The following is a 22,838-nucleotide window of genomic DNA, read 5'->3' as shown; positions in this document are numbered from 1 at the left end:
TCAGTGCGCCGGGGGCAGCTCGCCCGAGCCCCGCGTGATCAGCCGGGTCGGCAGTTCCAGGCGTTCCGGGGTGCCGGGGGCGCCGTCGAGGCGCTGGAAGAGGCGGTCGGCGGCGGTACGGCCGAGGGCTGCCGCGTCCTGCGCGACCACCGTCACGCCCGGCTGGAGCAGGTCGGCCAGCTCGAAGTCGTCGAACCCGACCAGGGCGACCGGCCGGTCGTACTCGGCCAGGACCCGGATCACGGTGACCGTCACCCGGTTGTTGCCGGTGAAGACGGCGGTGACCGGGTCGGGCCCGGCGAGCATCTCCTCCGTGGCCCGCCGCACCCGCTCCGGATCGGTCGCCCCCAGCGACATCCAGCCCTCCGCGACCGGTATCCCCGCGTCCTCCATCGCCGCCCGGTAACCGCGCAGCCGCTCGGCGGCCGTGTGGATGCGGGGCATGTCACCGATGAAGCCGATCCGGCGGTGGCCGTGCGCGATCAGATGGGCCACCCCGTCACGGGCGCCGCCGAAGTTGTCCGACAGCACCACGTCCGCGTCGATGCCCCCGGCCGGCCGGTCCACGAACACCGTGGCCACGCCCGCCCGGATCTCCGGCTCCAGGTAGCGGTGGTCGTCCCCGGCCGGGATCACCACCAGGCCGTCCACCCGCCGCGCGCACAGCGCCAGCGCCAACTCCTGCTCCCGCTCCGGGTCCTCGGCGCTGGACCCGTTGATCAGCAGCGCCCCGTGCGCGCGGGCCACCTCCTCGACGGCGCGGCTCAGCGGCCCGTAGAACGGGTCCGCGAGGTCCTCCAGCACCAGGCCGATGCTCGCGGTACGGCCCTTGCGCAGCACCCGCGCGCTGTCGTTGCGCCGGAAACCGAGCGCCTCGATCGCCTCCCGCACCCGCCGCTCCGTGTCCGGGGTGACGCCGGGCTCGCCGTTGACCACGCGGGACACCGTCTTCAGGCCGACCCCGGCCCGTGCGGCCACGTCCTTCATGGTGGGCCGGTTGCCGTAACGGCTGCCGTTGGCGCGGTCTGCTCGGCGGGTGGTGTCGGGCACGGTGCGGTGTCCTGTCCTGTTGTCCGGGGTGTCGCGAGGTGACGCGGGGTGGTGCGGGCAATCGAAGGCCGGTACAAGCATGTGGCGTCGAGCATAGAGCCTGGACAACGTTGTCAGGTGCGAGAGAGACTGTCCACCGCCGTCCCGGTCCGCGCCCCCACCGCGACCAGGCCGGGGAGGCCCACCGGATCACCACCTACGGCTCGACGGGGAGACCAGACTCAGATGCACACCGACCTCGTGGCGGCCCTGGACATCGGCGGTACCAAGATCGCCGGTGCGCTGGTGGACGGCCATGGCCGGATTCAGGCGCGCACCCAGCGCGCGACGCCCGCGCGACAGGATGGCGAAACGGTCATGCAGGCCGTCGAGCAGGTGCTCGACGACCTCGCCGCCTCGCCGTTGTGGGGACGCGCCTCCGTGCTCGGCATCGGCAGCGCCGGCCCGGTGGACGCCTCGGCGGGCACCGTGAGCCCGGTCAACGTGCCGGGCTGGCGCGGCTTCCCGCTGGTCGAGCGGGTACGCGCGGCCACCGGCGGACTGCCGGTCGAGCTGATCGGCGACGGGGTCGCCATCACCGCCGCCGAACACTGGCAGGGCGCCGCGCGCGGCCACGACAACGCGCTGTGCATGGTGGTCTCCACCGGCGTCGGCGGCGGACTGGTCCTCGGCGGCCGACTGCACCCCGGCCCCACCGGCAACGCCGGTCACATCGGTCACATCAGCGTCGACCTGGACGGCGAACCCTGCCCGTGCGGCGCGCGCGGCTGCGTCGAGGGCCTGGCCAGCGGCCCCAACATCGCCCGCCGCGCCCTGGCCGACGGCTGGCTGCCCGGCCCGGACGGCGACACCTCCGCCGCCGCCGTCGCGGACGCGGCCCGCCGGGGCGACCCGGTCGCCGTGGCCTCCTTCGAGCGGGCCGCGCAGGCCCTCGCCGCCGGGATCGCGGCGACCGCGACCCTGGTCGAGATCGACATCGCGGTGATCGGCGGCGGCGTCGGCAAGGCGGGCGACGTACTTTTCGCCCCGCTGCGCAAGGCCCTCGCGGACTACGCCACCCTCTCCTTCGTCCAGCGGCTCACCGTGGTCCCCGCCCAGATGGGCACCGACGCCGGCCTGGTCGGGGCGGCCGCAGCCGCGCTGGCCCTCAGGCCGGACACCACCGCCGCCGGGGTCTGACAGCAGCCACGCGTGGCCACGGGAGGCAACACCCCCGTGGCCACGGCCGGTTCAGCAGCTCAGCCGGGCGTCCGCCCAGTCCGCGTGGTCGGAGTCGATCCCGTCGCCCCCGTCGGTGACGACCAGCCGCACCACCTGCGCGCCCTTGACCTCGGCGCTGAGCGGCTTGGCCGGGTCGGCGTTGCTCAGCACGCCCGTAGACGCGGCTCTCACCCCGTCCGCCCAGATCTCGAACGCCACGCTGCCCTTCGCGCCCTTCTCGTCGTCCACGCCCACCTGGGCGGTGACCGTCGAGCAGCGCCGCCCGGCGTAGTACGCGACCTCGCTGGCCGCGTGCACCCCGAGCCCCTTGGCGTACACCGTGGAGCCGACGGTGAGCGGGGAGCCGTCGCCCGCCGCGTCCTCACCGTTGCTGGTGTCCCGCTCCACCGGCCCCCACCCGCTGACCGCCGACAGCCACGGCAGATCGCTCAGGTACGAGGTCCCGGCGGGCGGCGGCACCACCACGGACGCGGTCACCGGCAGCTCACCGCTGACCCGCTCCCCGGCGGGCGAGCGGTACCGCACGCGCAGCGAGAAGGCGTACGACCCGACCGGCGTCCCCGGCGGAGCCGTCACCCGCCAACGGGTGCGCAGGGACGCCCCGTTGGGCAGGTTGGCCGCCGTGGCCGGGGACAGCGCGCGTACCGTCCAGCCGTCCGGGCCGGTCAGCGTGGCCGAGACCTCGCGGGCCGGGGTGCGGCCCAGGTCGGTGACGGTCGTGGTGAGCGTGGCCGGGGTGTCCCGCTCGATGAACGGGGCTTCGTCCAGGCCGAGTTCGACGGCGGGCGGGTGCTCCGCCCAGTGGTCGTCGGCCGACACCCGGAGCAGGACGGTGCCGTGGGCCGGGACGGTGGCCGCGATGGTGCCGGACGTGTTGGCGTCCCGGTGCTGCCAGAGGTCGCGCCGGGTGTAGCCGGGGGCGCGGGGCAGGCCCACGGCGGCGGCGCTGGTGGCGACGCGCTGCGCGGTCCCGGCCTCGTTGAACAGGGCGACCGCGCGGCTGCCGTCCGCCATTTCTTTGGCGATCACCCAGCGCCCGGCCTCACTGGAGACCACCGTGCCCTGCCGGCCCAGCGGGTCCTGGTCGACCGCGATGACCTCCCTGTTGCCCAGGATGTCCAGGGTGGCGGGGGAAGCGGTGCGCAGGTCGGTGCCGATGAGCAGCGGGGCCGCCATGACCGCCCAGAGCGAGAAGTGCGAGCGGTACTCGGTGTCGGTCATCCCGCCGTTGCCGACCTCCAGCATGTCGGGGTCGTTCCAGTGGCCGGGACCGGCGTACGGGGCGAGAGGGAGGTTCTGCTTGAGGATGGAGAGCATCGAGCCCCAGTTGTCGCTGATGTCCCCGGTGGTGCGCCAGAGTTGGCCCACGTCCGAGGCCCACTCCCAGGGCTTGTTCTCGCCCCACTCACAGATGCTGTAGACGATCGGGCGCCCGGTGGCCCGCAGGGCGTCGCGCATGGTCCGGTAGCGCTGCTGAGCGTCCACGCCCTGGTTGTTGCAGTTGTCGTACTTCAGATAGTCCACGCCCCAGTCGGCGAACTGCCGGGCGTCGCTCTCCTCGTGGCCCAGCGCGCCGGGGAAGCCCGCGTTGTCGCAGGTCTTGGTGCCCGCGCTGGTGTAGATGCCGAGCCCCAGGCCCTTGGCGTGGACGTAGTCGGCGACCGCCGAGATGCCGTGCGGGAAGCGGACCGGGTCCGGGACGAGCTTGCCGTCGGCGTTCCGCTGGGGGAGCGCCCAGCAGTCGTCGAGGTTGACGTACCGGTACCCGGCGTCCTTGAGGCCCTCGGTCACGAAGAGGTCGGCGATGCCCTTGACCATGTCCTCGTTGAACTCGGCCCGGCAGTGCGTGGAGTTCCAGTTGTTGAAGCCCATCGGCGGAGTGGGCGCCAGGTCCCCGGCGGGGGCCGGGGGAGGGGGTGCGGCCGTGGCCGGGGCGGCGATACCGCCCGTGGTCAGCAGCGCCGTCAGGAGTAGGGCGGCTGTTCGGATGCGGTGCGTGCGGGGACGAGGGTGACGCATCGTCTACGTTCCTCCGGCTCGCGGCGGACAGGGACGGGCACCGGTGCGCGATCACGGTAGGACGTGTCCGAGTCTGTTGGAAGAGGCGGAACGGCCACGTTCGATCCTGTTGGTTCGGCTGGCCGAAACCCGTACAGCGTGACCCCTCGGGCCGTCCGGCAGTTGATCACGGCATGAAGAAGCGCAGCATGCTCGCCATCGCCAGCCTCGCCACCGGATTCGTGGTGGCCGCCCTCACCCCGTCGCACGCCGCCGAGAACGCCGGGCTCAGCGACCTCAAGGTGGACGACACCCTGAGCACCGTCGACCACATCGTGAGCCAGGACAGCTTCGACGTGGACGAGAGCGCGCTCGGCCAGTAGCGGGCCGGAACCGACCGCAGGCACGGTGCCGGGACCCCTCCCCCAGGGGTCCCGGCACCGTGCTGTGCGCCCTCAACTGCGCGTGGTTTCCGTGACAGGGTGGAACGGGCAAGCCCCAGGGGGCCAACAGAAGAGGGGGAACCGTGACCGTCGTCTGGATCAACGGCGCGTTCGGTGCGGGCAAGACCACGACCGCACGGGAATTGATCGAACTGATCCCGAACAGCACGCTCTTCGACCCCGAGCTGATCGGCGCGGCGCTCCCGCGCCTGCTGCCGGCCAAGCGCCTCGCCGAGGTCGACGACTTCCAGGACCTGCCGATCTGGCGCCGCCTGGTGATCGACACCGCGGCCGCGCTCCTCGCCGAGCTGGGCGGGACCCTGGTGGTCCCCATGACCCTGCTGCGCCAGGAGTACCGCGACGAGATCTTCGGCGGCCTCGCCGCCCGCCGGATCTCCGTGCGCCATCTGCTGCTCACCCCGGCCGAAACGATTTTGCGCCGTCGCATCGCCGGACGAGAGCCCTCGCCGGGCGTGCCCGACGCCGAGATGCGCGAGCGGCAGTGGGCCTACGACCACATCGAGCCCTACCGCGCGGCCCTCGCGTCCTGGCTCACCGCCGACGCGTACCCCATCGACACCAGCGGGCTCACCCCGTACCAGAGCGCCGTCCGGATCATGGAGGCCGTGGGGAGTGGGGCTGCCCGGCCGTGCGAGATCGTGCAGACGCCCGAGCCGACCGGGGAGACGCTGGCCGCCGGGGTGCTGCTCTTCGACGCGGAGGACCGGGTGCTGCTGGTCGACCCGACCTACAAGCCGGGCTGGGAGTTCCCCGGCGGGGTGGTCGAGCGCGGGGAGGCCCCGGCCCGCGCCGGGATGCGGGAGGTCGCCGAGGAGGTCGGGATACAACTGCGGGAGGTGCCCCGGCTGCTGGTGGTCGACTGGGAGCGGCCCGCCCCGCCCGGCCACGGCGGACTCCGCCTGCTCTTCGACGGCGGCCGGCTCGGCCCCGACGAGGCCGCCCAAGTGCTGCTGCCCGGACCCGAGTTGCGCGCCTGGCGCTTCGCCACCGAACGCGAGGCCGCCGCCATGCTCCCGCCGGTCCGCTACGAGCGCCTCCGCTGGGCCCTCAGAGCCCGCGAACGCGGCGCCGCGCTGTACCTGGAGGCGGGGATTCCGGTGGGCTGAGCGAGGATCGACGACGGTGCGCGCCTTTGAGGGAACGCACCGTCGCCCCTTCGCTCAGTTCGCCGCGTAGTTGTTCAGGAACAGGGCCTCCGCGACCGAGAGGCGCTCCAGTTCCTCGGGGGAGACGCTCTCGTTGACCGCGTGGATCTGGGCCTCCGGCTCGCTCAGACCGATGAGCAGGATCTCGGCCTCGGGGTAGAGACCGGCGAGGGTGTTGCAGAGCGGGATCGAGCCGCCCTGGCCCGCGTACTGCATGGTCTCGCCGGGGTAGGCCACCGCCATCGCGTCGGCCATCGCCTGGTAGGCGGGGCTCGTGGTGTCGGCGCGGAACGGCTGGCCCTGGCCCACCTGCTCGATGCTCACCCGCGCGCCCCACGGCACATGGGCCTCCAGGTGGGCGGTGAGCAGCTTGGTCGCCTCGGCGGCGTCCACGCCCGGCGGCACCCGGAGGCTGATCTGCGCGCGGGCACTGGACTGCACGGACGGCGTGGCGCCCACGACCGGCGGGCAGTCGATGCCGATGACGGTCACGGCCGGACGCGCCCACAGGCGGTCGGCCACCGAGCCGTCACCGATCAGCTCGACGCCGTCCAGCACCTTGGCGTCGATACGGAACTGCTCCTCGCCGTACTCCAGGCCCTCCCAGCGGGCGTCGGCCGTCAGGCCGTCCACCGTGGTCGAACCGTCCTCGGCGCGCAGCGAGTCCAGCAGGCGGATCAGCGCGGCGAGCGCGTCCGGGGCGGCGCCGCCGAACTGGCCCGAGTGCAGGTTCCCGGCCAGGGTGTCGACCTGGACCCGGAGCATCGTCATGCCGCGCAGCGTGGTGGTCGCCGTCGGCAGGCCCACCCGGAAGTTGCCGGTGTCGCCGATCACGATGGTGTCCGCCGTCAGCAGCTCGGGGTGCGCCTCCGCGTACCGCTCCAGACCGCCCGTGCCCTGCTCCTCGGAGCCCTCCGCGATCACCTTGATGTTGACCGGCACCCCGCCGTTCGCCTTCAGCGCGCGCAGCGCCAGCAGGTGCATGATCAGGCCGCCCTTGCAGTCGGCCGCGCCACGCCCGTACCAGCGGCCGTCGCGCTCGGTCAGCTCGAACGGGGGAGTGGTCCAGCCGGCCTCGTCCAGCGGGGGCTGCACGTCGTAGTGGGCGTAGAGCAGCACGGTCTTGGCGCCCTCGGGGCCGGGCAGGTAGCCGTACACCGACTGGGTGCCGTCGGGGGTGTCCAGGAGTGCCACGTCGGTGAAGCCCTCGGCGGTGAGCGCGTCCACGATCCAGTTCGCGGCGCCCTCGCTCTCGCTCTTCGGGAACTGCTCGAAGTCCGCCACCGACCTGAAGGCGACCAGCTCGGCCAGCTCCGCCTTGGCGCGGGGCATCAGCGAGGCGACGGTCTCGGCGACCGGATTCGACGACATGGGCACGGCTCCTCATGGGTTACGACGTTGAACTGCTGGAATACACCGATCCTCCCACAGCGGCCCACGCCGGGGACCAGCCGTAGGATGCGTGGGACATGGGGGTTCCCCCGCCCCGTGTCAGCGGTGCACCGGGGGAGCGGCAGCGGCTTGATCGGAGCGATGGACCATCGTGAGCGGCGAGAACACTTCGGCGGAGGATGAGCGGCGGGTCTGGGACGTCGTCGTGGTCGGCGCGGGACCCGCGGGCGCCTCGGCGGCCTACGCGGCGGCCGTCGCCGGCCGCCGGGTGCTGATCCTGGAGAAGGCGGAACTGCCCCGCTACAAGACGTGCGGCGGCGGCATCATCGGCCCCTCCCGCGACGCGCTCCCGCCCGGCTTCGAACTCCCCTTCAGGGACCGGGTGCACGCGGTCACCTTCTCCCACAACGGCCGCTTCACCCGGACCCGCCGCTCCCGGCAGATGCTGTTCGGGCTGATCAACCGGCCCGAGTTCGACCAGCGCCTGGTGGAGCACGCCCAGAAGGCGGGCGCGGAGGTGCGCACCGGCGTCACCGTGCAGCGCGTCGAGCAGCACGGCTCGGCCGTCCCCGACCGGCGCACCGTCGCCGTGGTCCTGCAGAGCGGCGAGACGGTACTGGCCCACGCGGTGGTCGGCGCGGACGGCAGCGCCAGCCGGATAGGAGCCCATGTCGGGGTCAAGCTCGACCAGGTCGACCTCGGTCTGGAGGCCGAGATCCCGGTGCCGGACACCGTCGCCGAGGACTGGAAGGGCCGCGTCCTCATCGACTGGGGCCCGCTGCCCGGCAGTTACGGCTGGGTCTTCCCCAAGGGCGACACGCTCACCGTCGGCGTGATCTCCGCGCGCGGCGAAGGGGCGGCCACCAAGCGGTACTTGGAGGACTTCATCGCCCGGCTGGGCCTGGCCGGCTTCGAACCGAGCATCTCCTCCGGGCACTTGACCCGCTGCCGCGCCGACGACTCCCCGCTCTCCCGCGGCCGGGTGCTGGTCTGCGGCGACGCGGCCGGACTGCTGGAGCCCTGGACCCGTGAGGGCATCTCCTTCGCGCTGCGCTCCGGGCGCCTGGCGGGGGAGTGGGCGGTACGGATCGCCGAGGCCCACGACGCGGTCGACACCCGCCGGCAGGCGCTGAACTACGCCTTCGCCATCAAGGCGGGGCTCGGCGTGGAGATGAGCGTCGGCAAGCGGCTGCTGGCCGCCTTCGAGCGCCGTCCCGGTGTCTTCCACGCCGGGATCACCGGGTTCCGGCCCGCGTGGAAGGCGTTCCGGGACATCACCACCGGTGCGACGACGCTGGGGGAGATGGTCAGGTCCCGTCCGCTGGCCCAGCGAGCGCTGGCCGCGCTTGACCGGGGGCGAGCCGTGCCGGAGATCAAGCCTGAGCGGGCCGAGCAGCCGGAGCACCCGGAGCAGGGGGACACCGTCAGTCCGTGACGGTGAGCCCCGTCAGTCCGTGACGGTGATCCGGAACACCGGGTGGTCGGAGGCGGCCGCGAGGATCTCCGCGTCGGAGCTTTTCGCGGTCACCCCGGCGAAGAACTTGTCGACCTGCCAGCCCCAGCGCTCCAGGTAGGTCCGCAGGATCGGGAGCTTCTCCGCGTCGGGCAGCTCCACCGCGCGGAACGGCCGCACCTTCCGGCCGACCCGCAGCTCACCGCCGTGCGCCGCGCGCATGTTGCGCACCCACTGGGAGTGGCCGCGCGCCGAGACGAGGTACCGCTCGCCCTCGTAGGTGTGCGGGTTGACCGGGATGCGCTGCATCTCCCCGCTCTTGCGGCCGCGCACCGACAGCTCCGCGCTGCCCGCCAGGCTGACACCGAGGCGGGCGAGCTTGCCGACCAGCCCGTTGAACCAGGTACCGAGCGGGCTTGCCTTCAGGTAGTACGGCGCGGACGACATGACGACCCCCAGGGGTTCGGGAGAGCGGTGCTCTCGCTTCTGCTTCCAGTGTGCCGAGATCGGTGCTCTCGCGCAAGAGCAGTGCTCTGCTTTGTGTGCACCGCTCTGCCTCACGTGGCACACTGACCCGCATGAGCACCGCAGAGGGCGCCCGCGCGCGGGCCAGGACCGAGGTCACCGCGGCCATCAAGGACGAGGCCCGCAGACAGCTCGCCGCCGAGGGCGCGTCGAGGCTCTCGCTGCGCGCCGTGGCCCGCGAGCTGGGCATGGTGTCGTCCGCGCTCTACCGGTACTTCCCGAGCCGCGACGACCTGCTGACCGCGCTGATCATCGACGCCTACGACGCGATCGGCGAGGCGGCCGAGACCGCCCACGCGGCTGTCCCCGAGGGGGAGTTGATGCGCCGCTGGACGGTCGCGTGCGAGGCGGTACGGGTATGGGCGCTGGCCCACCCGCACGAGTACGCCCTGATCTACGGCTCGCCGGTACCGGGATACGCGGCCCCCGCCACCACCATCCCGTCCGCCGCGCGGGTGGCCATGGTGCTGATCGGGGTCGTCCGCGACGCCGACCGGGGGCCCGGCCTCACCGGGCTGTCGCTCCCCGCCGAGCTGCGGCCCGAGGCCGAGCGCATGGCGGCCGACATTGCCCCCGAGCTGCCGGTGGAGGCCGCGCCCGCCATGGTCGCCGCCTGGGCGGAGCTGTTCGGGCTGGTCGGGTTCGAGGTGTTCGGGCAGTTCGAGCAGGTGGTGCTCGACCGCGAGCGCTTCTTCCGGCATGCGGTGACCCGGCTCGGCGCGAGCGTGGGTCTGCCGGCCGCCTGATCCGGCGGCCGGTACTCGCCGTCTGATCCGCGCGGCTCAGACGGCCAGCACGCGCACGCCCGCCTCCTCGAACCGGCGCACCGTCTCCGGGGCGACCGCGGTGTCCGTCACCAGGGTGTCCACCGGCTCCGGGCCGCAGATCTGGGCGAACGCCCGCCGCTGAAGCTTGCTGGAGTCGGCCGCGACCACCACCCGCTCCGCGCGCTCGCACAGCAGCCGGTTGACCGCCGCCTCCGACTCGTCGTGCGCCGCAGCGCCGTGCACCGGGTCGAAGGCGCCCACCCCGAGCACCGCCACGTCCAGCGTCACCGCGCTGAGCACCCCGTCCGCGAGCGGCCCGACCAGCTCGAACGACTGCGGACGCGCCACCCCGCCGGTCACCACGATCTTGAACTGCGGCCGTACGGCGAGTTCCCCCGCGATGTTGAGCGCGTTGGTGACCACGGTCAACGCGGGCGAGCCCGCGGCCAGATCGGGGCGTACGGCCAGCGCGCGGGCCACCTCCGTGGTCGTGGTGCCCCCGGTCAGCCCCACCGCCTCGCCCGGCGCCACCAGTTCCGCCACCGCCGCCGCGATCCGCTGCTTCTCGGAGGCGTGCCGGGCCGTCTTGTAGCGCAGCGGCAGCTCGTACGACACCCCGTGCGCCACCGCTCCGCCCCGCGTCCGTACGAGCATCCGCTGCTCGGCCAGCCCGTCGAGGTCCCGGCGGATGGTCGCCGCCGACACAGCCAGCTCGGCCGCCGCCTCCTCGACCTCCAACCGGCCGCGCTCCGCGAGGAGTTCGAGCAGTGCCTGCCAGCGGGTGTCCCGCGCCATCGGGTCTCCGTTCCTGTGATCTCCCGGCGACCCTAACGCACCGGCGATTTCCGTTCCGATGCTTGATTGTGCTCGAAAGTCGGCAGTATCTTGCACGAACGATCAGCCTGGGGAGGGTGTGGCATGAGCCATGTCGAGGACGAGCTGAGCAGCCAGCCGGAGTGCTGGGAACGGGCGGCGCGGGAGGCGGCCCCGTACCGGGCGGCCCTGCCGGTGCCGGGGGAGCGGGTCGCGGTCGTCGGCTGCGGGACCTCGTACTTCATGGCGCAGGCCGTGGCCGCGCTGCGCGAGGACGCCGGGCAGGGTGAGACGGACGCCTTCGCCGCCTCGGAGTTCCCGCGCGGCCGGTCCTACGACCAGGTCATCGCCCTCACCCGCTCCGGCACCACCACCGAAGTTCTCGACCTGCTGGCCCAGTTGAAGGGCACGGCACGCACCACCGCGATCACCGCCGACCCCGAGACGCCCATACAGCAGGCCGCCGACGATCTGGTGGTCCTCGACTACGCCGACGAACGTTCCGTCGTGCAGACCCGGTTCGCCACCACCGCCCTCACCCTGCTCCGCGCCCACCTCGGGCTGCACACCCCGGCCGCCGTCACCGACGCCCGCGCGGCCCTCACCATCCCGCTGCCCCAAGGGCTGGTGGAGCGACGGGAGTTCACCTTCCTCGGCCGGGGCTGGACCGTGGGACTGGCGAACGAGGCGGCGCTGAAGATGCGCGAGGCGTCGCTGTCCTGGACCGAGGCGTACCCGGCGATGGAGTACCGGCACGGCCCGATCAGCATCAGCGGCGAGGACACCGCGACCTGGACACTGGGCCCGGCGCCCGAGGGGCTTGCCGAACAGGTGCGCGCGACCGGCGCGTTGTGGATCGAGGGCGGACTCGACCCGCTCGCCGAACTGATCCGCGTCCAGCGTCTCGCCGTCGCCGTGGCCGCAGCCCGGGGACTCGACCCGGACCGGCCGCGCCACCTCACCCGCTCGGTGATCCTCACCCCCTGAACGCGGAAGGGACCAGCCGCCGTGCCCCTCACCACCACCGGTGAACTGATCACCCGAGCCGCCCGACTCCGTACCGCCGTGGCCGCGTTCAACATCATCACCCTCGAACACATCGAGGCCGTCGTCACCGGAGCCGAGACGGCCGGAGCGCCCGTCGTGCTCCAAGTGAGTGAGAACGCGGTCAAGTTCAGGAACGGCCACCTCCGGCCCCTCGCCCGCGCCGCCGTCTCCGCCGCCGAACAGGCCGCCGTGCCGGTGGCGTTGCACCTCGACCACGTCCAGAGCGACGACCTCCTGCGCAGCGCCCCGGATGCCGGGTTCAGCTCGGTGATGTACGACGCCGCCCGCCTGTCCTACGCGGCGAACCTCACGGCAACCCAGGCGGCCGCCGACTGGGCGCATGCCCAAGATCTCTGGATCGAGGCCGAGTTGGGCCGGATAGGCGGCAAGGACGGCAGACCCCCGCTGGACGCCCACGCCCCCGGCGCCCGTACCGACCCCGCCGAGGCGCGGGACTTCGTCGCGCGGACCGGTGTCGACGCGCTGGCCGTGGCCGTCGGCAGCACCCACGCCATGACCACCCGTACCGCCGCCCTGGACCACGCCCTGCTCAAGCGGCTCTCCGCCGAACTGGCCGTACCCCTGGTGCTGCACGGCTCCTCGGGCGTGCCGGACGACGAGCTGGTCAGGGCGGTCGAGGGCGGCATCGGCAAGGTCAACGTCGGCACCGCGCTCAACACGGCCCTCACCCGAGCCGTCCGCGACCACCTCGGCCGGCACCCCGAGGCCGTCGACCCGCGCAGCTACCTCGCCGGCGGCCGGACGGCCATGGCCGACGAGGTGGCCCGGATCATCCGCCTGTTGGGCGCTCGCCCCTCTTGACCGCCCTCAGCACCACGAACTTCGGGTCGCTCGCCACCAGTTCGCAGTTGCCGAAGAGCCGCTTCAGCTTCACGTGGTAGCCCAGGTGCCGGTTGCCGATCACCCACAGCTCGCCGCCCGGCCGCAGCGCGCGCTCGGCGCCGGTGAACATCCGCCAGGACGTGGCGTCGCTGGTGGCCTGGTGGGAGTGGAAGGGCGGGTTGTTCAGCACCAGGTCCACGCTGCCGGACGCCACCCCGGCCAGCCCGTCCCCGACCCGGAACTCCGCGTGCCCCGGCACCCCGTTGGCCTTGTAGGTGGCCTCCGCCGAGGCGACGGCCTGGAACGACTCGTCCACGAACAGCACCTCGGCCGCCGGGTCGGCCAGTGCCACCGCCGTCCCCACCACGCCGTTGCCGCAGCCCAGGTCCACCACCCGGCGTCCGCGCGTCTCCGGCAGGTGCCCGAGGAAGAACCGGGTACCGATGTCCAGCCGGTCGGCGCAGAAGACGCCCGCGTGATTGACCACGGGCCGCCCCGACGCCTCCCCGATCCCGTCCGGCAGGGCGTACCCGTACGGCCAGGGGTTGTCCGGCGGGACGAGCGACGGGTCCGGGGTGCAGAAGATCAGCCGGGCCTTCTGCTCGGCCAGCGAGGTGCGGGTCGGCCCGAGAATCCGCTCGAACAGCTTGAGGGTGGAGGTGTGGATCTCCTTCACCATGCCGGTGCCGATCACCACCGTCCCCGCGTGCACCGAGGGCGCCAGCCGCAGCAACTGGTCCTCCAGCAGCGCCAGGCTCTTGGGCACCCGCACCAGCAGCACGTCCACCCGCTCCGGCACCGGGTCCTGCGTGGTCAGCAGCCGTACCGCGCCGGGGCCGACCCCGGCCCGCGCCAGGTTGGCCCGCGTGGCCTCCTGACTCAGGAAGGAGTCGGTGATCTGCGTCGGCCGGTGCGCGGCGAGCGCCGTCACCAGCGCGCCCCAGCGGTCGCCGAGCACCACGACCTCACCCGACAGATCCACCCCTTCCCCGGCCAGATGCCGCAGCAGATACGCGTCGGAGGCGTCCCAGGCACGCAGCCGGTCGCGGGGATCATCGGGGAAACGGGACAGCTCGGTCTCGCCCCACGGAGTCGTCATGCGGTCGTTCATCGCCCCCCAGGCTAGCCGAGCCCCAGCTCAGGACCGTTCGGCCGATTCTGAGGGAAAATGGGCGCATGGACGTGGAACTCTTCCCGCGGGAGCGGGCCGAACCCGCGCCGGGCGCCGTGCACGTCCCGCACTGGCTGGACGCGGACCGGCAGCACGCGCTGCTCACCGCCTGCCGCGAATGGGCCCGCCCGCCGGCCGGCCTGCGCACCGTCCGCACCCCCGGCGGCGGCACCATGACCGCCCGGCAGGTCTGCCTCGGCTGGCACTGGTACCCGTACGCCTACGCCCGCACCGTCGTCGACGGCGACAACGCGCCCGTCAAACCCTTCCCGGCCTGGCTCGACGAGCTGGCCCGGAACGCGGTCGCCGACGCCCTCGGCCCGGACGCGGTCCCCGGCGACCCCTACGACATCGCCCTGATCAACTTCTACGACGGCGACGCCCGCATGGGCATGCACCGCGACGGCGACGAACGCTCCGAGGCCCCGGTGGTCTCCCTCAGCCTGGGCGACACCTGCGTGTTCCGCTTCGGCAACACCGAGACCCGTACCCGCCCCTACACGGACGTGGAGCTGCGCAGCGGTGACCTGTTCGTCTTCGGCGGTCCCTCCCGCCTCGCCTTCCACGGCGTCCCACGCGTGCTCCCCGGCACCGCGCCGGCCTGGCTGGGCCTGACCGGACGGCTCAACATCACCCTCCGGGTGAGCGGCCTGGCCGCCCCCGCCGGCTGACCATGTCACATCGGTCACGAGACAGGTCACGACCGGCGCGGATCATGCGAGACTCGCCCCCATGAGCGGCATGGCGGACCCCCGGAAGGCGGGGGCAGGACCCATCTCACGGGCGCGGCTGGACCGGGGACGCGGTGCCCTCGGCCCCGCGCTGGAGCTGGTGCACACCGGACGCGCCCCGACCCGCGCCGTGCTCACCGCCGAACTCGGCGTCACCCGCGCCACCGCCGGTGCCGTCGCCGCCGAACTGGAGGCGCTCGGCCTGATCAGGGTCGACGCCCGGCCCAGCGCCCCCGCCGGTTCCCAGGGCCGACCCTCGCACCGCCTGGAGGTCGCCGAGGACGGCCCGGTCGCGCTGGCCGCGCAAGTGCACACGGACGGCTTCCGGGCCGCCCTGGTCGGTCTCGGCGGACGGATCGTGGCGACCACGCCCGGCTGTGAGACCGTCGACGCCGACCCGGCCAAGGTGCTCGGCGCGGTGGTGGAGGCGGGCGCCGACCTGCTGCGGGCCACGGGGCGCCGCTGCGTGGGCGCCGGGCTCGCCGTGCCGTCCGCCGTCGCCGAACCCGACGGGCTCGCCCTCAACCCGCTCCACCTGGCCTGGCCCGCCGGGGAACCGGTGCGCCGCATCTTCACCGACCTCGTGCACGCCGCCGGGATCACCGGCCCCGCCTTCGCGGGCAACGACGTCAACCTCGCCGCCCTCGCCGAACACCGGCACGGCGCGGGCCGGGGCGCCCGGCACCTGCTGTGCGTGGCCACCGGGCACCGTGGCGTCGGCGGCGCGCTCGTCCTCGACGGCCGCCTGCACACCGGGAGTTCGGGCCTCGCCCTGGAGGTCGGCCACCTCACCGTCAACCCCGAGGGCCGCGTCTGCCACTGCGGCAGCCGGGGCTGTCTCGACGTCGAGGCCGACCCGCTCGCCCTCCTCATGGAGGCCGGCCTCGACCCCGGCCCCGAGGTGTCCCTTCTCGCCCAGGCCGACGAGCTGCTGCGCACCCGGTACACCGAGCCCGCCGTACGCGCCGCCGCCGAGACCCTGATCGACCGGCTCGGGCTGGGGCTGGCCGGGCTGGTCAACATCCTCAACCCCGACCGCGTCATCCTCGGCGGACTGCACCGGGGCCTGCTCAACGCCGACCCCGAGCGGCTGCGCGCCGTCGTCGCCGAGCGCAGCCTGTGGGGACAGAGCGGCAGCGTGCCCATCCTGCCCTGCACCCTGGACCACGACAGCCTGGTCGGCGCCGCCGAACTCGCCTGGCAGCCGGTGCTCGACGACCCGCTCGCGGCCCTGCGGTGACGGCGGAGCTGCGGTGACGGCGGAGCTGTGGGACGTCTCCCGCCTCCGGTTCGAGGAGACCACCCCGCCCGCCCTCACCGCCGCCCAGCGCACGACGATGGACCACCGCTGGGCAGCCGCCGTACGCGCCAACCCGACCCTGTTCGACGGGCCCGTGGCCGCGCTCGCCGGTTTCCAACGCGACGACACGAACGGCCTGTTGGTCTCCTGGACGAGGCTGACGTACCGCTACCGCGCCCTGCGTGGGCTTCCGGACGCGCCGGCCGTCGCGGCGCTGTTCGTGGCGGTGCTCCAGCCCAGTGACGACGGGCGCCTGCTGGTGGGGCGGATGTCGCCCTCCACTTCGGCCCCCGGCCGGTGGCAGCCACCCGGCGGCACGCTCGAACCTCCGGGCGACGGGGCCGCGTTGGACCTCGGTCTGCTCCGGGTCCACGCGGCCCGCGAACTGGCCGAGGAGACCGGCTCCGACACCCCCGCCGACGCCCTCGTACCGGGCCCGGTGGTCCTGGGTGCCCGGGGCAGCCTGGGGTTCCTCTTCACCGCCCCGCCGCGTCCCGCGCGCGAACTGCGGGAGCGGCACGCGGAATTGGCGCGGGCCGAGATCGCCTCGGGGGTGGACCCCGAGTTCGACCGGGTGGAGTTGATCGGCTCGCCGGCCGAACTCCGAGCGCTTTCGGGCCCCTTGGCGTCCTACCTGGAGTTGGCGGCGGGGCGGTTCTTCGGGGCGTAGCGCGGCCCGGTACGGCGCTCGGGCGCGGTACCGGGCACGCGTTCCGTCCGGTCAGCCGGGGACGGCCGACGTCGCGGGAGCCGCTGCCGCCGCCACGGGCTCAGCCGCGGCGGGTTCGGGTGCCGCGTGGGCCAGGGCGGGCTCCGGTGCCGGGGTGCCGGCGGGGGCGTGGGCCACGGCGGGCTCGGGGGAGCGGGCCGGACCGTGCGCCACCGACGGCTCGGGTGCCGGGGCGTGGACCACGACCGGCTCCGGTGCGCGGACCGGTGGCTGCACGGTGAGTTGCGCGGGCTCGGGCCGCTTCTCCGCCGCGCGGAGCGGCTTCGGCGCCGGTGGACGCGGGGCCGGGGCGGCGGTCGCGGACAGCGCGAACCACACGACCTTGCCGTCCTCGCCGTCCGGCCGGCATCCCCAGCTCTCGCTGACGGCGGCCACCATCACCAGCCCCCGCCCGCAGGTGGCGAGCGGTCCGGCGTCGGACGACTCGGCGCCGTCGGGCACCACGGGAAGGCGTGGATCGCGGTCGCGGACCGAGACGGTGAGCCGGTCGGACTGGAACTCCAGCTCCACGGTGCACGACTTGTCGGGCCGGGCATGTCGGTGGACGTTGCTCAGCAGCTCGGTCACACCGAGCGCGGCCCGGTCTATCAACGGGTCCAGACGCCAGTAGCGCAGTTGCGCAGATACGATTCTGCGGACCTGACCGATCCGCGACGGCAGGGCTTGGAGCTCCACCGTGCAGTGCCTGTTCGGGTAACTGATCACGGCTGCGACTCCCCGGTGTGAGGTCCGGATTGACCGGAGGAACACGGAGAACAACGGAAATCCGGGAGGGCGCCGACGTCCCTGTGACCGCCGCCGTCGAGGCCGACGGGCTGGTCCGCAGCGTTACCTCCGGTAAACCCAGAGTGACGTGAGATCAGCGTGCCGCAGTGCCCGCCCTCCCGCAACTCGCCACGGTGGCCCGCAGGTCAGCCACCCCGGCCGGCCGCGCGGCGCACCGCTTCGACGAACCGGCTGGCGGCGGGCGGCCCCGGCTCATCGGGCGCGGTGTCACGTTCGGTGAGCGTGAGCTGGTAGCGCCGGCCGTTCAGCTCGGCCTGCGCCCGGCCCTCCGGCGCGAACCACGGTCTGGAGGCCCGTACGGTCCCGACGGGGGCGCTGTCGATCTCGCTGCCCTCACTGGTGAGCAGCTCCACCCTGCCGTCGCCGACCCGGACCCGGCCCGCCCGCGTCAGCGAGCGCACCCCCTTGCCGATGCGCACGCCTCGCGCCGTGAACTCCGGCTCCGCCATCCCGCACCGCCCCCTCGCGCGTACCGGTTCACCGGCCCCCCGCACGGCGGCCGGTCCACGCGGTGCAGTCTGCCCCGGCGCGGACAGGAGCACCAGTGCGCGCGGACGGGGCGCACGTGGCGCTGGAGCACTCGCGCCAATGCGCCCCCGCGCCCCCTCGTACGGGTGTGCCCCAGGCTGCCTTTGGGTGGCTCAAAGATGCGTTGATGCAGGTGAGAAGCGGTGCGACTGATGCCTATGATCGGGCTGCCGACCGCGCTGGGCGTCGTCGGCGCCCAGCGTAAGGAGCCCCGCCGTGAGCACCACCCCACCGGCCCGGACCGGCGCCACCCTCGATGTCGACCGCAGCGACGCGGCCTACCGGGACTGGCTGAAAGAGGCCGTACGCAAGGTCCAGGCCGACGCCAACCGCTCGGCCGACACGCACCTGCTGCGCTTCCCGCTGCCCGAGGAATGGGGCATCGACCTCTACCTCAAGGACGAGTCGACCCACCCGACCGGCAGCCTCAAGCACCGCCTCGCCCGCTCCCTCTTCCTCTACGGCCTGTGCAACGGCTGGATTCGCCCCGACCGCCCGGTGATCGAGGCGTCCAGCGGCTCGACCGCCGTCTCCGAGGCGTACTTCGCGTCCCTGATCGGCGTGCCGTTCATCGCCGTCATGCCGCGCACCACCAGCGCCGAGAAGTGCCGGCTCATCGAGTTCCACGGCGGCCGCTGTCACTTCGTGGACGACCCGCGCACCATGTACGCCGAGTCCGCGCGGCTCGCGGCGGAGACCGGCGGCCACTTCATGGACCAGTTCACCTACGCCGAGCGCGCCACCGACTGGCGCGGCAACAACAACATCGCCGAGTCGATCTTCCGGCAGCTCGCGCTGGAGCGGTACCCGGTGCCCACCTGGATCGTCGCCACGGCCGGCACCGGCGGCACCTCGGCCACCCTCGCCCGCTATGTGCACTACCTCCAGCACGACACCCGGGTCTGTGTGGCCGACCCCGAGAACTCCTGCTTCTTCGAGGGCTGGACCACCGGCGACCCGGACGTCACCTGCGACTGCGGCTCCCGCATCGAGGGCATCGGACGGCCGCGCATGGAGCCCAGCTTCGTGCCCGGCGCGATCGACCGCATGATGAAGGTCCCGGACGCCGCGAGCGTGGCCGCCGTCCGCGCGCTGGAGCGGGCGCTCGGCCGCAAGGCGGGCGGGTCCACCGGAACCGGGCTGTGGAGCGCGCTGAAGATCGTCTCCGAGATGGTGGCCGAGGGCAGGAACGGCAGCGTGGTCACCCTGCTGTGCGACCCCGGCGACCGGTACCTCGACAAGTACTACTCGGACAGTTGGCTGGAGGAGCAGAACCTCGACATCGGGCCGTACACGGCCGCGATCGAGTCGCTGCTGGCCACGGGGGTGTGGCCGGACTGAGACGGCCGCCCTCGGCGCGTCGTCAGTCCTCCTCGGGGCCCTCGGGCTCCTCGTCGTCCTCCGGCTCGCCCGCCACCACCAGGCGCCGCAGCCGCTCGGAGATCTCGGTACGGGCCTCGGCGGGCAGTCCGCCGTCCGTGACGAGCGTGTCCACCTCGTCCAGCGCGGCGAACGAACTCAGGCCCACCGTGCCCCACTTGGTGTGGTCCGCGACCACCACGACCCGGCGCGCGGAGCGCACAAGCTGCCGGTTGGTCTCCGCCTCGGCGAGGTTCGGCGTGGACAGACCGGCCTCCGCCGATATGCCGTGCACGCCGAGGAACAGCAGATCGAAGTGGAGCGCGGCGATGGCCCGGTCCGCGACCGGACCCACCAGCGAGTCGGAGGGGGTGCGCACCCCGCCGGTCAGCACCACCGTGGCCGCGCCCGGCCGCCGGCCCGAGGTGCGCTGCGCGGTGTGGAAGACGTCCGCGACCCGCACCGAGTTCGTCACCACGGTCAGATCGGGCACCTCCAGGAGCTGCCGGGCGAGCGTGTAGGTGGTCGTACCGCCCGACAGCGCGATCGCCGAACCCGGTGCCACCAGGCGTGCGGCCGCCCGCGCGATCTCCTCCTTGGCGGTCGGCTCCAGGCCCGACTTGGCCTCGAACCCCGGCTCGTGCGTGCTCGCCTCGACCACCGGGACCGCGCCGCCGTGCACCTTCTCCAGCACACCCTGCCGGGCCAGCGCGTCCAGATCGCGGCGCACGGTCATGTCCGAGACGCCCAGTTGCCGGGTCAGTTCATTGACGCGGACACCGCCCCGCCGCCGGACCTCGTCCACGATCAGAGCGCGCCGCTGCTCCGCGAGGAGGTTCTGATTCTCGCTCACGTACGCTCCGGTCCTTTCGCCACACCTGTCCGAGCTGCCCGGCGCACCCACGGTGACCTGCCGTTCCCAGACCCCACCACATGCGTCGGCGTCTCATCTTGTCACGGGCCGCCATGGCGCGCGCCACTGGCTGTCACCACGCACACCTAGGGCGCGCGCACATGTGTGCGGGCACCATGCGGGCCGTCGTCACCCGGATCGGGGAGATTCCGTGACAAGCCCTTCCGCCAGGTGTACGCCACCCCGGAAACGGAGAACCTGAAGCCCGCACGGACTTGAGACTCCTCAGGTGACAACGGAAGCGCGGACGACAAGTGGAACACGCGCGGGAACGCATCCCCGATCCCCGGCCGGACCTCACGGACCCGCCGCCCTGGGCCACCGCGACGGCGGAACGCGGCCTGGAACTGCTGGTGCACGGCGTCGGCGGCACCACCCCCGAGAAGATGCTCGCCGACCCGCGCACGATCCGCGTCACCGGCGACGACACGGCCGCCGTCTACCGCCGCGCCGAGGACGTACCCGAGTCCGCCGGGGGCGCGGGACCCGCACTGGACGAACTCCCCGGCGAGGGCCCGGTGCGCGAGGCGTACGTCTGGTGCAACCTCACCTCCGGCAACGGCACCCGCGCCCTGTGGCTGTTGCTGCTGCCCTTCATGGTGGTCAACCTCGCCCACTGGATGCGCCCCTCCGTCGAGCGCCCCGGCCGCTCGGTCCGCTTCTACGGCCTCCTCGTCCGGCTGGCCGCGCTCACCCTGACCGTGCTCCTGGTCGCCGCCGCCTGCGAGGTCGCGCTGGACCTGGTGGCCTGGCAGTGCGCCGGCGCCCCCGCCTGCGCGGGCCGCCACACCTGGCTCACTTTCGTCTCCGACGGCGGCTGGTGGAGCCCGCCCGGCCGCCGCGTCGCCCTCGCCGCCCTGGCGCCCACCCTGCTCACCGCGCTGCTCTGGTACCTCTCCCACCGCACCTGGAGCGCCTACGAGTCCCACCGCCCCCTGACCACCACCGCCGACCCGGCCGCCGACGAGGGCGCGCTGGCCCGCCCCGGCTTCTGGTACGGCCGCCGCCTCGGCGCCCGCCTCCGCGCCGCACACACCGCGGCCGGCCTCCTCACCGTCGCCGCCGCCGTCACCCTGCCCGCCACCCGCTTCGACCACCGCCCCGGCGGACCCGCGCTCCTCGACGTCCTCGGCGTCCTGCTCGGCGCGGGCATCCTCGCCTGGGCCTGCGTGGCCGTCGCGGTCGTGTGCCGCCGGGGCCGCAGCGAGCGCCGACTCGACCAGGCGCTCGACCGCCACCTGCTGCGCGCCCTCCCGCTCGGCGCCCTCGCCCTGCTGCTGCTCGCCGTCACCTACGCCTGCTGGTCCCGGCCCGTCTGGCAGTCCGCCGGGAGACTGCCCGGCGACCCGGCGTTCGGCGCGATCATGCTGGCCCAGGGCATCCTCGTCGTCGCCCTCGCGGTCGTCGCCCGCCGGCTGCACCGGCGCCTGCCCGACCCCCGCGCCGCGATGCGCGGCCTCGGCGGACCCGCCGTCGCCCTGCTCGCGTGCGCGCTCGGCGGGGTCGCCTCCGGCGGGGTCGCCCAGCGCGTCGCCGACTGGCTGGACGGCACCCACGCCACGATCACCGGGCCGCCCGTCACCCTGACCTGGCAGGCGTCCGCGATCCCGCCCGTACTCGCCGTGCTCCTGGTCCTCATCGCCGTCCTGGCCCGGCGCACCGCGCGCCTCGCCCGTGCCGAGCGCCGCCGGGTGCGCGCCGAGCACCCCGGCGAGCCCGAGGACCCGCACCGCACCCGGCGCATCGCCCACGTCCGCGCCATGGCCACCCTCACCGACCGCGCGCCCCTGATCCTCGCCGTCGGCTCCGTCGCCACCCTGATCGCCGGGGCGGGAGCCCTCACCGGCGCCCTCGCCACCGGGCTCGCGCCCGCCCATGCCGCCCAGGACGCCGGGGCCCCCGTACGGATCGCCGCCGAGATCTGCCAGACGCTCGGCTCCTGGCTCATCGGCGTCGGCTTCCTGCTCTTCGTCACCTGGGGGCGCCGTGCCTACAAGGACGCCTCGGCCCGCCGGACCATAGGCATCCTGTGGGACGTCGGCACCTTCTGGCCGCGCGCGGCCCACCCCTTCGCGCCCCCCTGCTACGCCGAGCGCGCCGTACCCGACCTGACCTGGCGCACCGCGACCTGGACCGAGCGCACCGGCGGCCGTCTCGTCCTCTCCGGCCACTCCCAGGGCAGCGTCCTGGTCGCCGCCGCGGCCTGGCAGCTCCCGCCCGCCGTACGGCAGCGCGTCGCCCTGCTCACCTACGGCTCACCGCTGGAACGGCTCTACGGGCGCTGGTTCCCGGCCCACTTCGGCCCGGCCGCCCTCGCCGCCCTGCACCGCGACATCTGCTGCTGGCGCAACCTCCACCGCCGCACCGACCCCATCGGCGGCCCCGTCCGGCTGCCCGCCGGGCACGGCACCGAGGTCGACCACGAGCCGCTGCCCGACCCGCGCGCCTACGGCCGCACCCCCGAACACCCGCTGCCCGCACCGATCCTCGGCCACTCCGACTACCAGGAGGACCCGGTCTTCATCCGCGAACGCGACCGGCTGCTGGCCCGCCTCCACCCCGACCTGCCCGCACCCCGCCCGGAACCGGGCCCAAAGTGACG

At 73.8% G+C, this 22,838-nt stretch carries 20 protein-coding genes and 1 pseudogene; 12 read left to right on the top strand and 9 right to left on the bottom strand.

Annotation, left to right across the window (positions count from 1 at the left end; all coding sequences use genetic code 11):
* Complete coding sequence (locus E5083_RS19080; RefSeq protein ID WP_135786900.1) at positions 1 to 1,050, bottom strand: LacI family DNA-binding transcriptional regulator; 1,050 nt, start codon at positions 1,048 to 1,050, stop codon at positions 1 to 3.
* A gap of 225 nt (positions 1,051 to 1,275) precedes the next feature.
* Between E5083_RS19080 and E5083_RS19075 the strand changes: the two genes are divergently transcribed.
* Positions 1,276 to 2,229, top strand: a complete 954-nt coding sequence (locus tag E5083_RS19075) for an ROK family protein (RefSeq protein ID WP_135786899.1) — start codon at positions 1,276 to 1,278, stop codon at positions 2,227 to 2,229.
* A 51-nt stretch (positions 2,230 to 2,280) separates the two neighbouring features.
* Here E5083_RS19075 and E5083_RS19070 read toward each other — a convergent pair whose 3' ends face one another.
* Entirely contained in the window at positions 2,281 to 4,290 is a 2,010-nt protein-coding gene (locus E5083_RS19070; RefSeq protein ID WP_135786898.1) for an NPCBM/NEW2 domain-containing protein, read from the bottom strand.
* Positions 4,291 to 4,463: 173 nt separating this feature from the next.
* Here E5083_RS19070 and E5083_RS19065 point away from each other — a divergent pair, with 173 nt between their 5' ends.
* A complete protein-coding gene (locus E5083_RS19065; protein ID WP_135786897.1) occupies positions 4,464 to 4,652 on the top strand; it encodes a hypothetical protein in 189 nt (62 codons plus the stop codon).
* 143 nt (positions 4,653 to 4,795) lie between these two features.
* On the top strand, positions 4,796 to 5,839 hold the full coding sequence (locus tag E5083_RS19060; RefSeq protein ID WP_135786896.1) for an NUDIX hydrolase: 1,044 nt from the start codon (positions 4,796 to 4,798) through the stop codon (positions 5,837 to 5,839).
* 54 nt (positions 5,840 to 5,893) lie between these two features.
* Here the strand turns inward: E5083_RS19060 and E5083_RS19055 are convergent, their stop codons facing one another.
* Positions 5,894 to 7,249 (bottom strand): dipeptidase, encoded by a 1,356-nt coding sequence (locus tag E5083_RS19055; protein WP_135786895.1) that lies wholly within the window; start codon positions 7,247 to 7,249, stop codon positions 5,894 to 5,896.
* A 172-nt stretch (positions 7,250 to 7,421) separates the two neighbouring features.
* Here E5083_RS19055 and E5083_RS19050 point away from each other — a divergent pair, with 172 nt between their 5' ends.
* Positions 7,422 to 8,705, top strand: a complete 1,284-nt coding sequence (locus E5083_RS19050) for a geranylgeranyl reductase family protein (RefSeq protein WP_244317561.1) — start codon at positions 7,422 to 7,424, stop codon at positions 8,703 to 8,705.
* Positions 8,706 to 8,717: 12 nt separating this feature from the next.
* On the opposite strand, the gene E5083_RS19045 is transcribed toward E5083_RS19050, so the two are convergent.
* A complete protein-coding gene (locus tag E5083_RS19045) occupies positions 8,718 to 9,170 on the bottom strand; it encodes a nitroreductase/quinone reductase family protein (RefSeq protein ID WP_135786894.1) in 453 nt (150 codons plus the stop codon).
* Positions 9,171 to 9,301: 131 nt separating this feature from the next.
* Between E5083_RS19045 and E5083_RS19040 the strand changes: the two genes are divergently transcribed.
* Complete coding sequence (locus E5083_RS19040) at positions 9,302 to 9,994, top strand: TetR/AcrR family transcriptional regulator (RefSeq protein WP_135786893.1); 693 nt, start codon at positions 9,302 to 9,304, stop codon at positions 9,992 to 9,994.
* A gap of 36 nt (positions 9,995 to 10,030) precedes the next feature.
* Here the strand turns inward: E5083_RS19040 and E5083_RS19035 are convergent, their stop codons facing one another.
* The gene (locus E5083_RS19035) at positions 10,031 to 10,810 is read right to left on the bottom strand and encodes a DeoR/GlpR family DNA-binding transcription regulator (protein ID WP_135786892.1); all 780 of its coding nucleotides are present in this window, start codon (positions 10,808 to 10,810) and stop codon (positions 10,031 to 10,033) included.
* A gap of 123 nt (positions 10,811 to 10,933) precedes the next feature.
* Between E5083_RS19035 and E5083_RS19030 the strand changes: the two genes are divergently transcribed.
* Both E5083_RS19030 and E5083_RS19025 read left to right on the top strand, forming a co-directional pair.
* On the top strand, positions 10,934 to 11,815 hold the full coding sequence (locus tag E5083_RS19030) for an SIS domain-containing protein (RefSeq protein WP_135786891.1): 882 nt from the start codon (positions 10,934 to 10,936) through the stop codon (positions 11,813 to 11,815).
* A gap of 21 nt (positions 11,816 to 11,836) precedes the next feature.
* Complete coding sequence (locus E5083_RS19025) at positions 11,837 to 12,697, top strand: class II fructose-bisphosphate aldolase (protein ID WP_135786890.1); 861 nt, start codon at positions 11,837 to 11,839, stop codon at positions 12,695 to 12,697.
* Here E5083_RS19025 and E5083_RS19020 read toward each other — a convergent pair.
* Positions 12,666 to 13,817 carry a methyltransferase gene (locus E5083_RS19020; protein ID WP_135787053.1) on the bottom strand — a complete coding sequence of 384 codons (1,152 nt, stop codon included), beginning with the start codon at positions 13,815 to 13,817 and terminating at the stop codon, positions 12,666 to 12,668. The genes E5083_RS19025 and E5083_RS19020 overlap by 32 nt on opposite strands.
* Positions 13,818 to 13,894: 77 nt before the next feature.
* Here E5083_RS19020 and E5083_RS19015 point away from each other — a divergent pair, with 77 nt between their 5' ends.
* The 3 genes from E5083_RS19015 to E5083_RS19005 all read left to right on the top strand — a co-directional run bounded on the left by E5083_RS19015 (position 13,895) and on the right by E5083_RS19005 (position 16,590).
* Positions 13,895 to 14,560 (top strand): alpha-ketoglutarate-dependent dioxygenase AlkB family protein, encoded by a 666-nt coding sequence (locus E5083_RS19015; RefSeq protein WP_135786889.1) that lies wholly within the window; start codon positions 13,895 to 13,897, stop codon positions 14,558 to 14,560.
* 61 nt (positions 14,561 to 14,621) lie between these two features.
* The gene (locus tag E5083_RS19010) at positions 14,622 to 15,860 is read left to right on the top strand and encodes an ROK family protein (protein ID WP_135786888.1); all 1,239 of its coding nucleotides are present in this window, start codon (positions 14,622 to 14,624) and stop codon (positions 15,858 to 15,860) included.
* Positions 15,861 to 15,873: 13 nt separating this feature from the next.
* Positions 15,874 to 16,590, top strand: a complete 717-nt coding sequence (locus E5083_RS19005) for an NUDIX hydrolase (protein WP_135786887.1) — start codon at positions 15,874 to 15,876, stop codon at positions 16,588 to 16,590.
* A gap of 201 nt (positions 16,591 to 16,791) precedes the next feature.
* Here the strand turns inward: E5083_RS19005 and E5083_RS19000 are convergent.
* Together E5083_RS19000 and E5083_RS18995 are read right to left on the bottom strand one after the other, a co-directional pair.
* A pseudogene (locus E5083_RS19000) lies at positions 16,792 to 17,355 on the bottom strand (ATP-binding protein); the annotation flags it as partial.
* Between the two features lie 206 nt (positions 17,356 to 17,561).
* Complete coding sequence (locus E5083_RS18995) at positions 17,562 to 17,885, bottom strand: hypothetical protein (RefSeq protein WP_135786885.1); 324 nt, start codon at positions 17,883 to 17,885, stop codon at positions 17,562 to 17,564.
* A gap of 295 nt (positions 17,886 to 18,180) precedes the next feature.
* Between E5083_RS18995 and cds1 the strand changes: the two genes are divergently transcribed.
* Positions 18,181 to 19,305 (top strand): L-cysteine desulfhydrase Cds1, encoded by a 1,125-nt coding sequence (cds1, locus tag E5083_RS18990; RefSeq protein WP_135786884.1) that lies wholly within the window; start codon positions 18,181 to 18,183, stop codon positions 19,303 to 19,305.
* Positions 19,306 to 19,327: 22 nt separating this feature from the next.
* Here the strand turns inward: cds1 and E5083_RS18985 are convergent, their stop codons facing one another.
* Complete coding sequence (locus E5083_RS18985; RefSeq protein ID WP_135786883.1) at positions 19,328 to 20,176, bottom strand: DeoR/GlpR family DNA-binding transcription regulator; 849 nt, start codon at positions 20,174 to 20,176, stop codon at positions 19,328 to 19,330.
* Positions 20,177 to 20,490: 314 nt separating this feature from the next.
* Here E5083_RS18985 and E5083_RS18980 point away from each other — a divergent pair, with 314 nt between their 5' ends.
* Positions 20,491 to 22,836 carry a hypothetical protein gene (locus tag E5083_RS18980; RefSeq protein WP_425276733.1) on the top strand — a complete coding sequence of 782 codons (2,346 nt, stop codon included), beginning with the start codon at positions 20,491 to 20,493 and terminating at the stop codon, positions 22,834 to 22,836.
* Positions 22,837 to 22,838: the final 2 nt, after the last annotated feature.

It is taken from the genome of Streptomyces bauhiniae (assembly GCF_004784475.1).
Lineage (GTDB): Bacteria > Actinomycetota > Actinomycetes > Streptomycetales > Streptomycetaceae > Streptomyces > Streptomyces seoulensis.
The sequence above is the reverse complement of the archived record's forward strand: the minus strand, read 5'-3'. Positions and strand labels throughout refer to the sequence as shown.

Coding starts and splice junctions, on each gene's coding strand:
- E5083_RS19040 (WP_135786893.1), top strand. CDS start 9,302: ATGAGCACCGCAGAGGGCGCCCGCGCGCGGGCCAGGACCGAGGTCACC.
- E5083_RS19010 (WP_135786888.1), top strand. CDS start 14,622: ATGAGCGGCATGGCGGACCCCCGGAAGGCGGGGGCAGGACCCATCTCA.
- E5083_RS19030 (WP_135786891.1), top strand. CDS start 10,934: ATGAGCCATGTCGAGGACGAGCTGAGCAGCCAGCCGGAGTGCTGGGAA.
- E5083_RS19070 (WP_135786898.1), bottom strand. CDS start 4,290: ATGCGTCACCCTCGTCCCCGCACGCACCGCATCCGAACAGCCGCCCTA.
- E5083_RS19035 (WP_135786892.1), bottom strand. CDS start 10,810: ATGGCGCGGGACACCCGCTGGCAGGCACTGCTCGAACTCCTCGCGGAG.
- E5083_RS18995 (WP_135786885.1), bottom strand. CDS start 17,885: ATGGCGGAGCCGGAGTTCACGGCGCGAGGCGTGCGCATCGGCAAGGGG.
- E5083_RS19075 (WP_135786899.1), top strand. CDS start 1,276: ATGCACACCGACCTCGTGGCGGCCCTGGACATCGGCGGTACCAAGATC.
- E5083_RS19045 (WP_135786894.1), bottom strand. CDS start 9,170: ATGTCGTCCGCGCCGTACTACCTGAAGGCAAGCCCGCTCGGTACCTGG.
- E5083_RS19020 (WP_135787053.1), bottom strand. CDS start 13,817: ATGACGACTCCGTGGGGCGAGACCGAGCTGTCCCGTTTCCCCGATGAT.
- E5083_RS19055 (WP_135786895.1), bottom strand. CDS start 7,249: ATGTCGTCGAATCCGGTCGCCGAGACCGTCGCCTCGCTGATGCCCCGC.
- E5083_RS19015 (WP_135786889.1), top strand. CDS start 13,895: ATGGACGTGGAACTCTTCCCGCGGGAGCGGGCCGAACCCGCGCCGGGC.
- E5083_RS19065 (WP_135786897.1), top strand. CDS start 4,464: ATGAAGAAGCGCAGCATGCTCGCCATCGCCAGCCTCGCCACCGGATTC.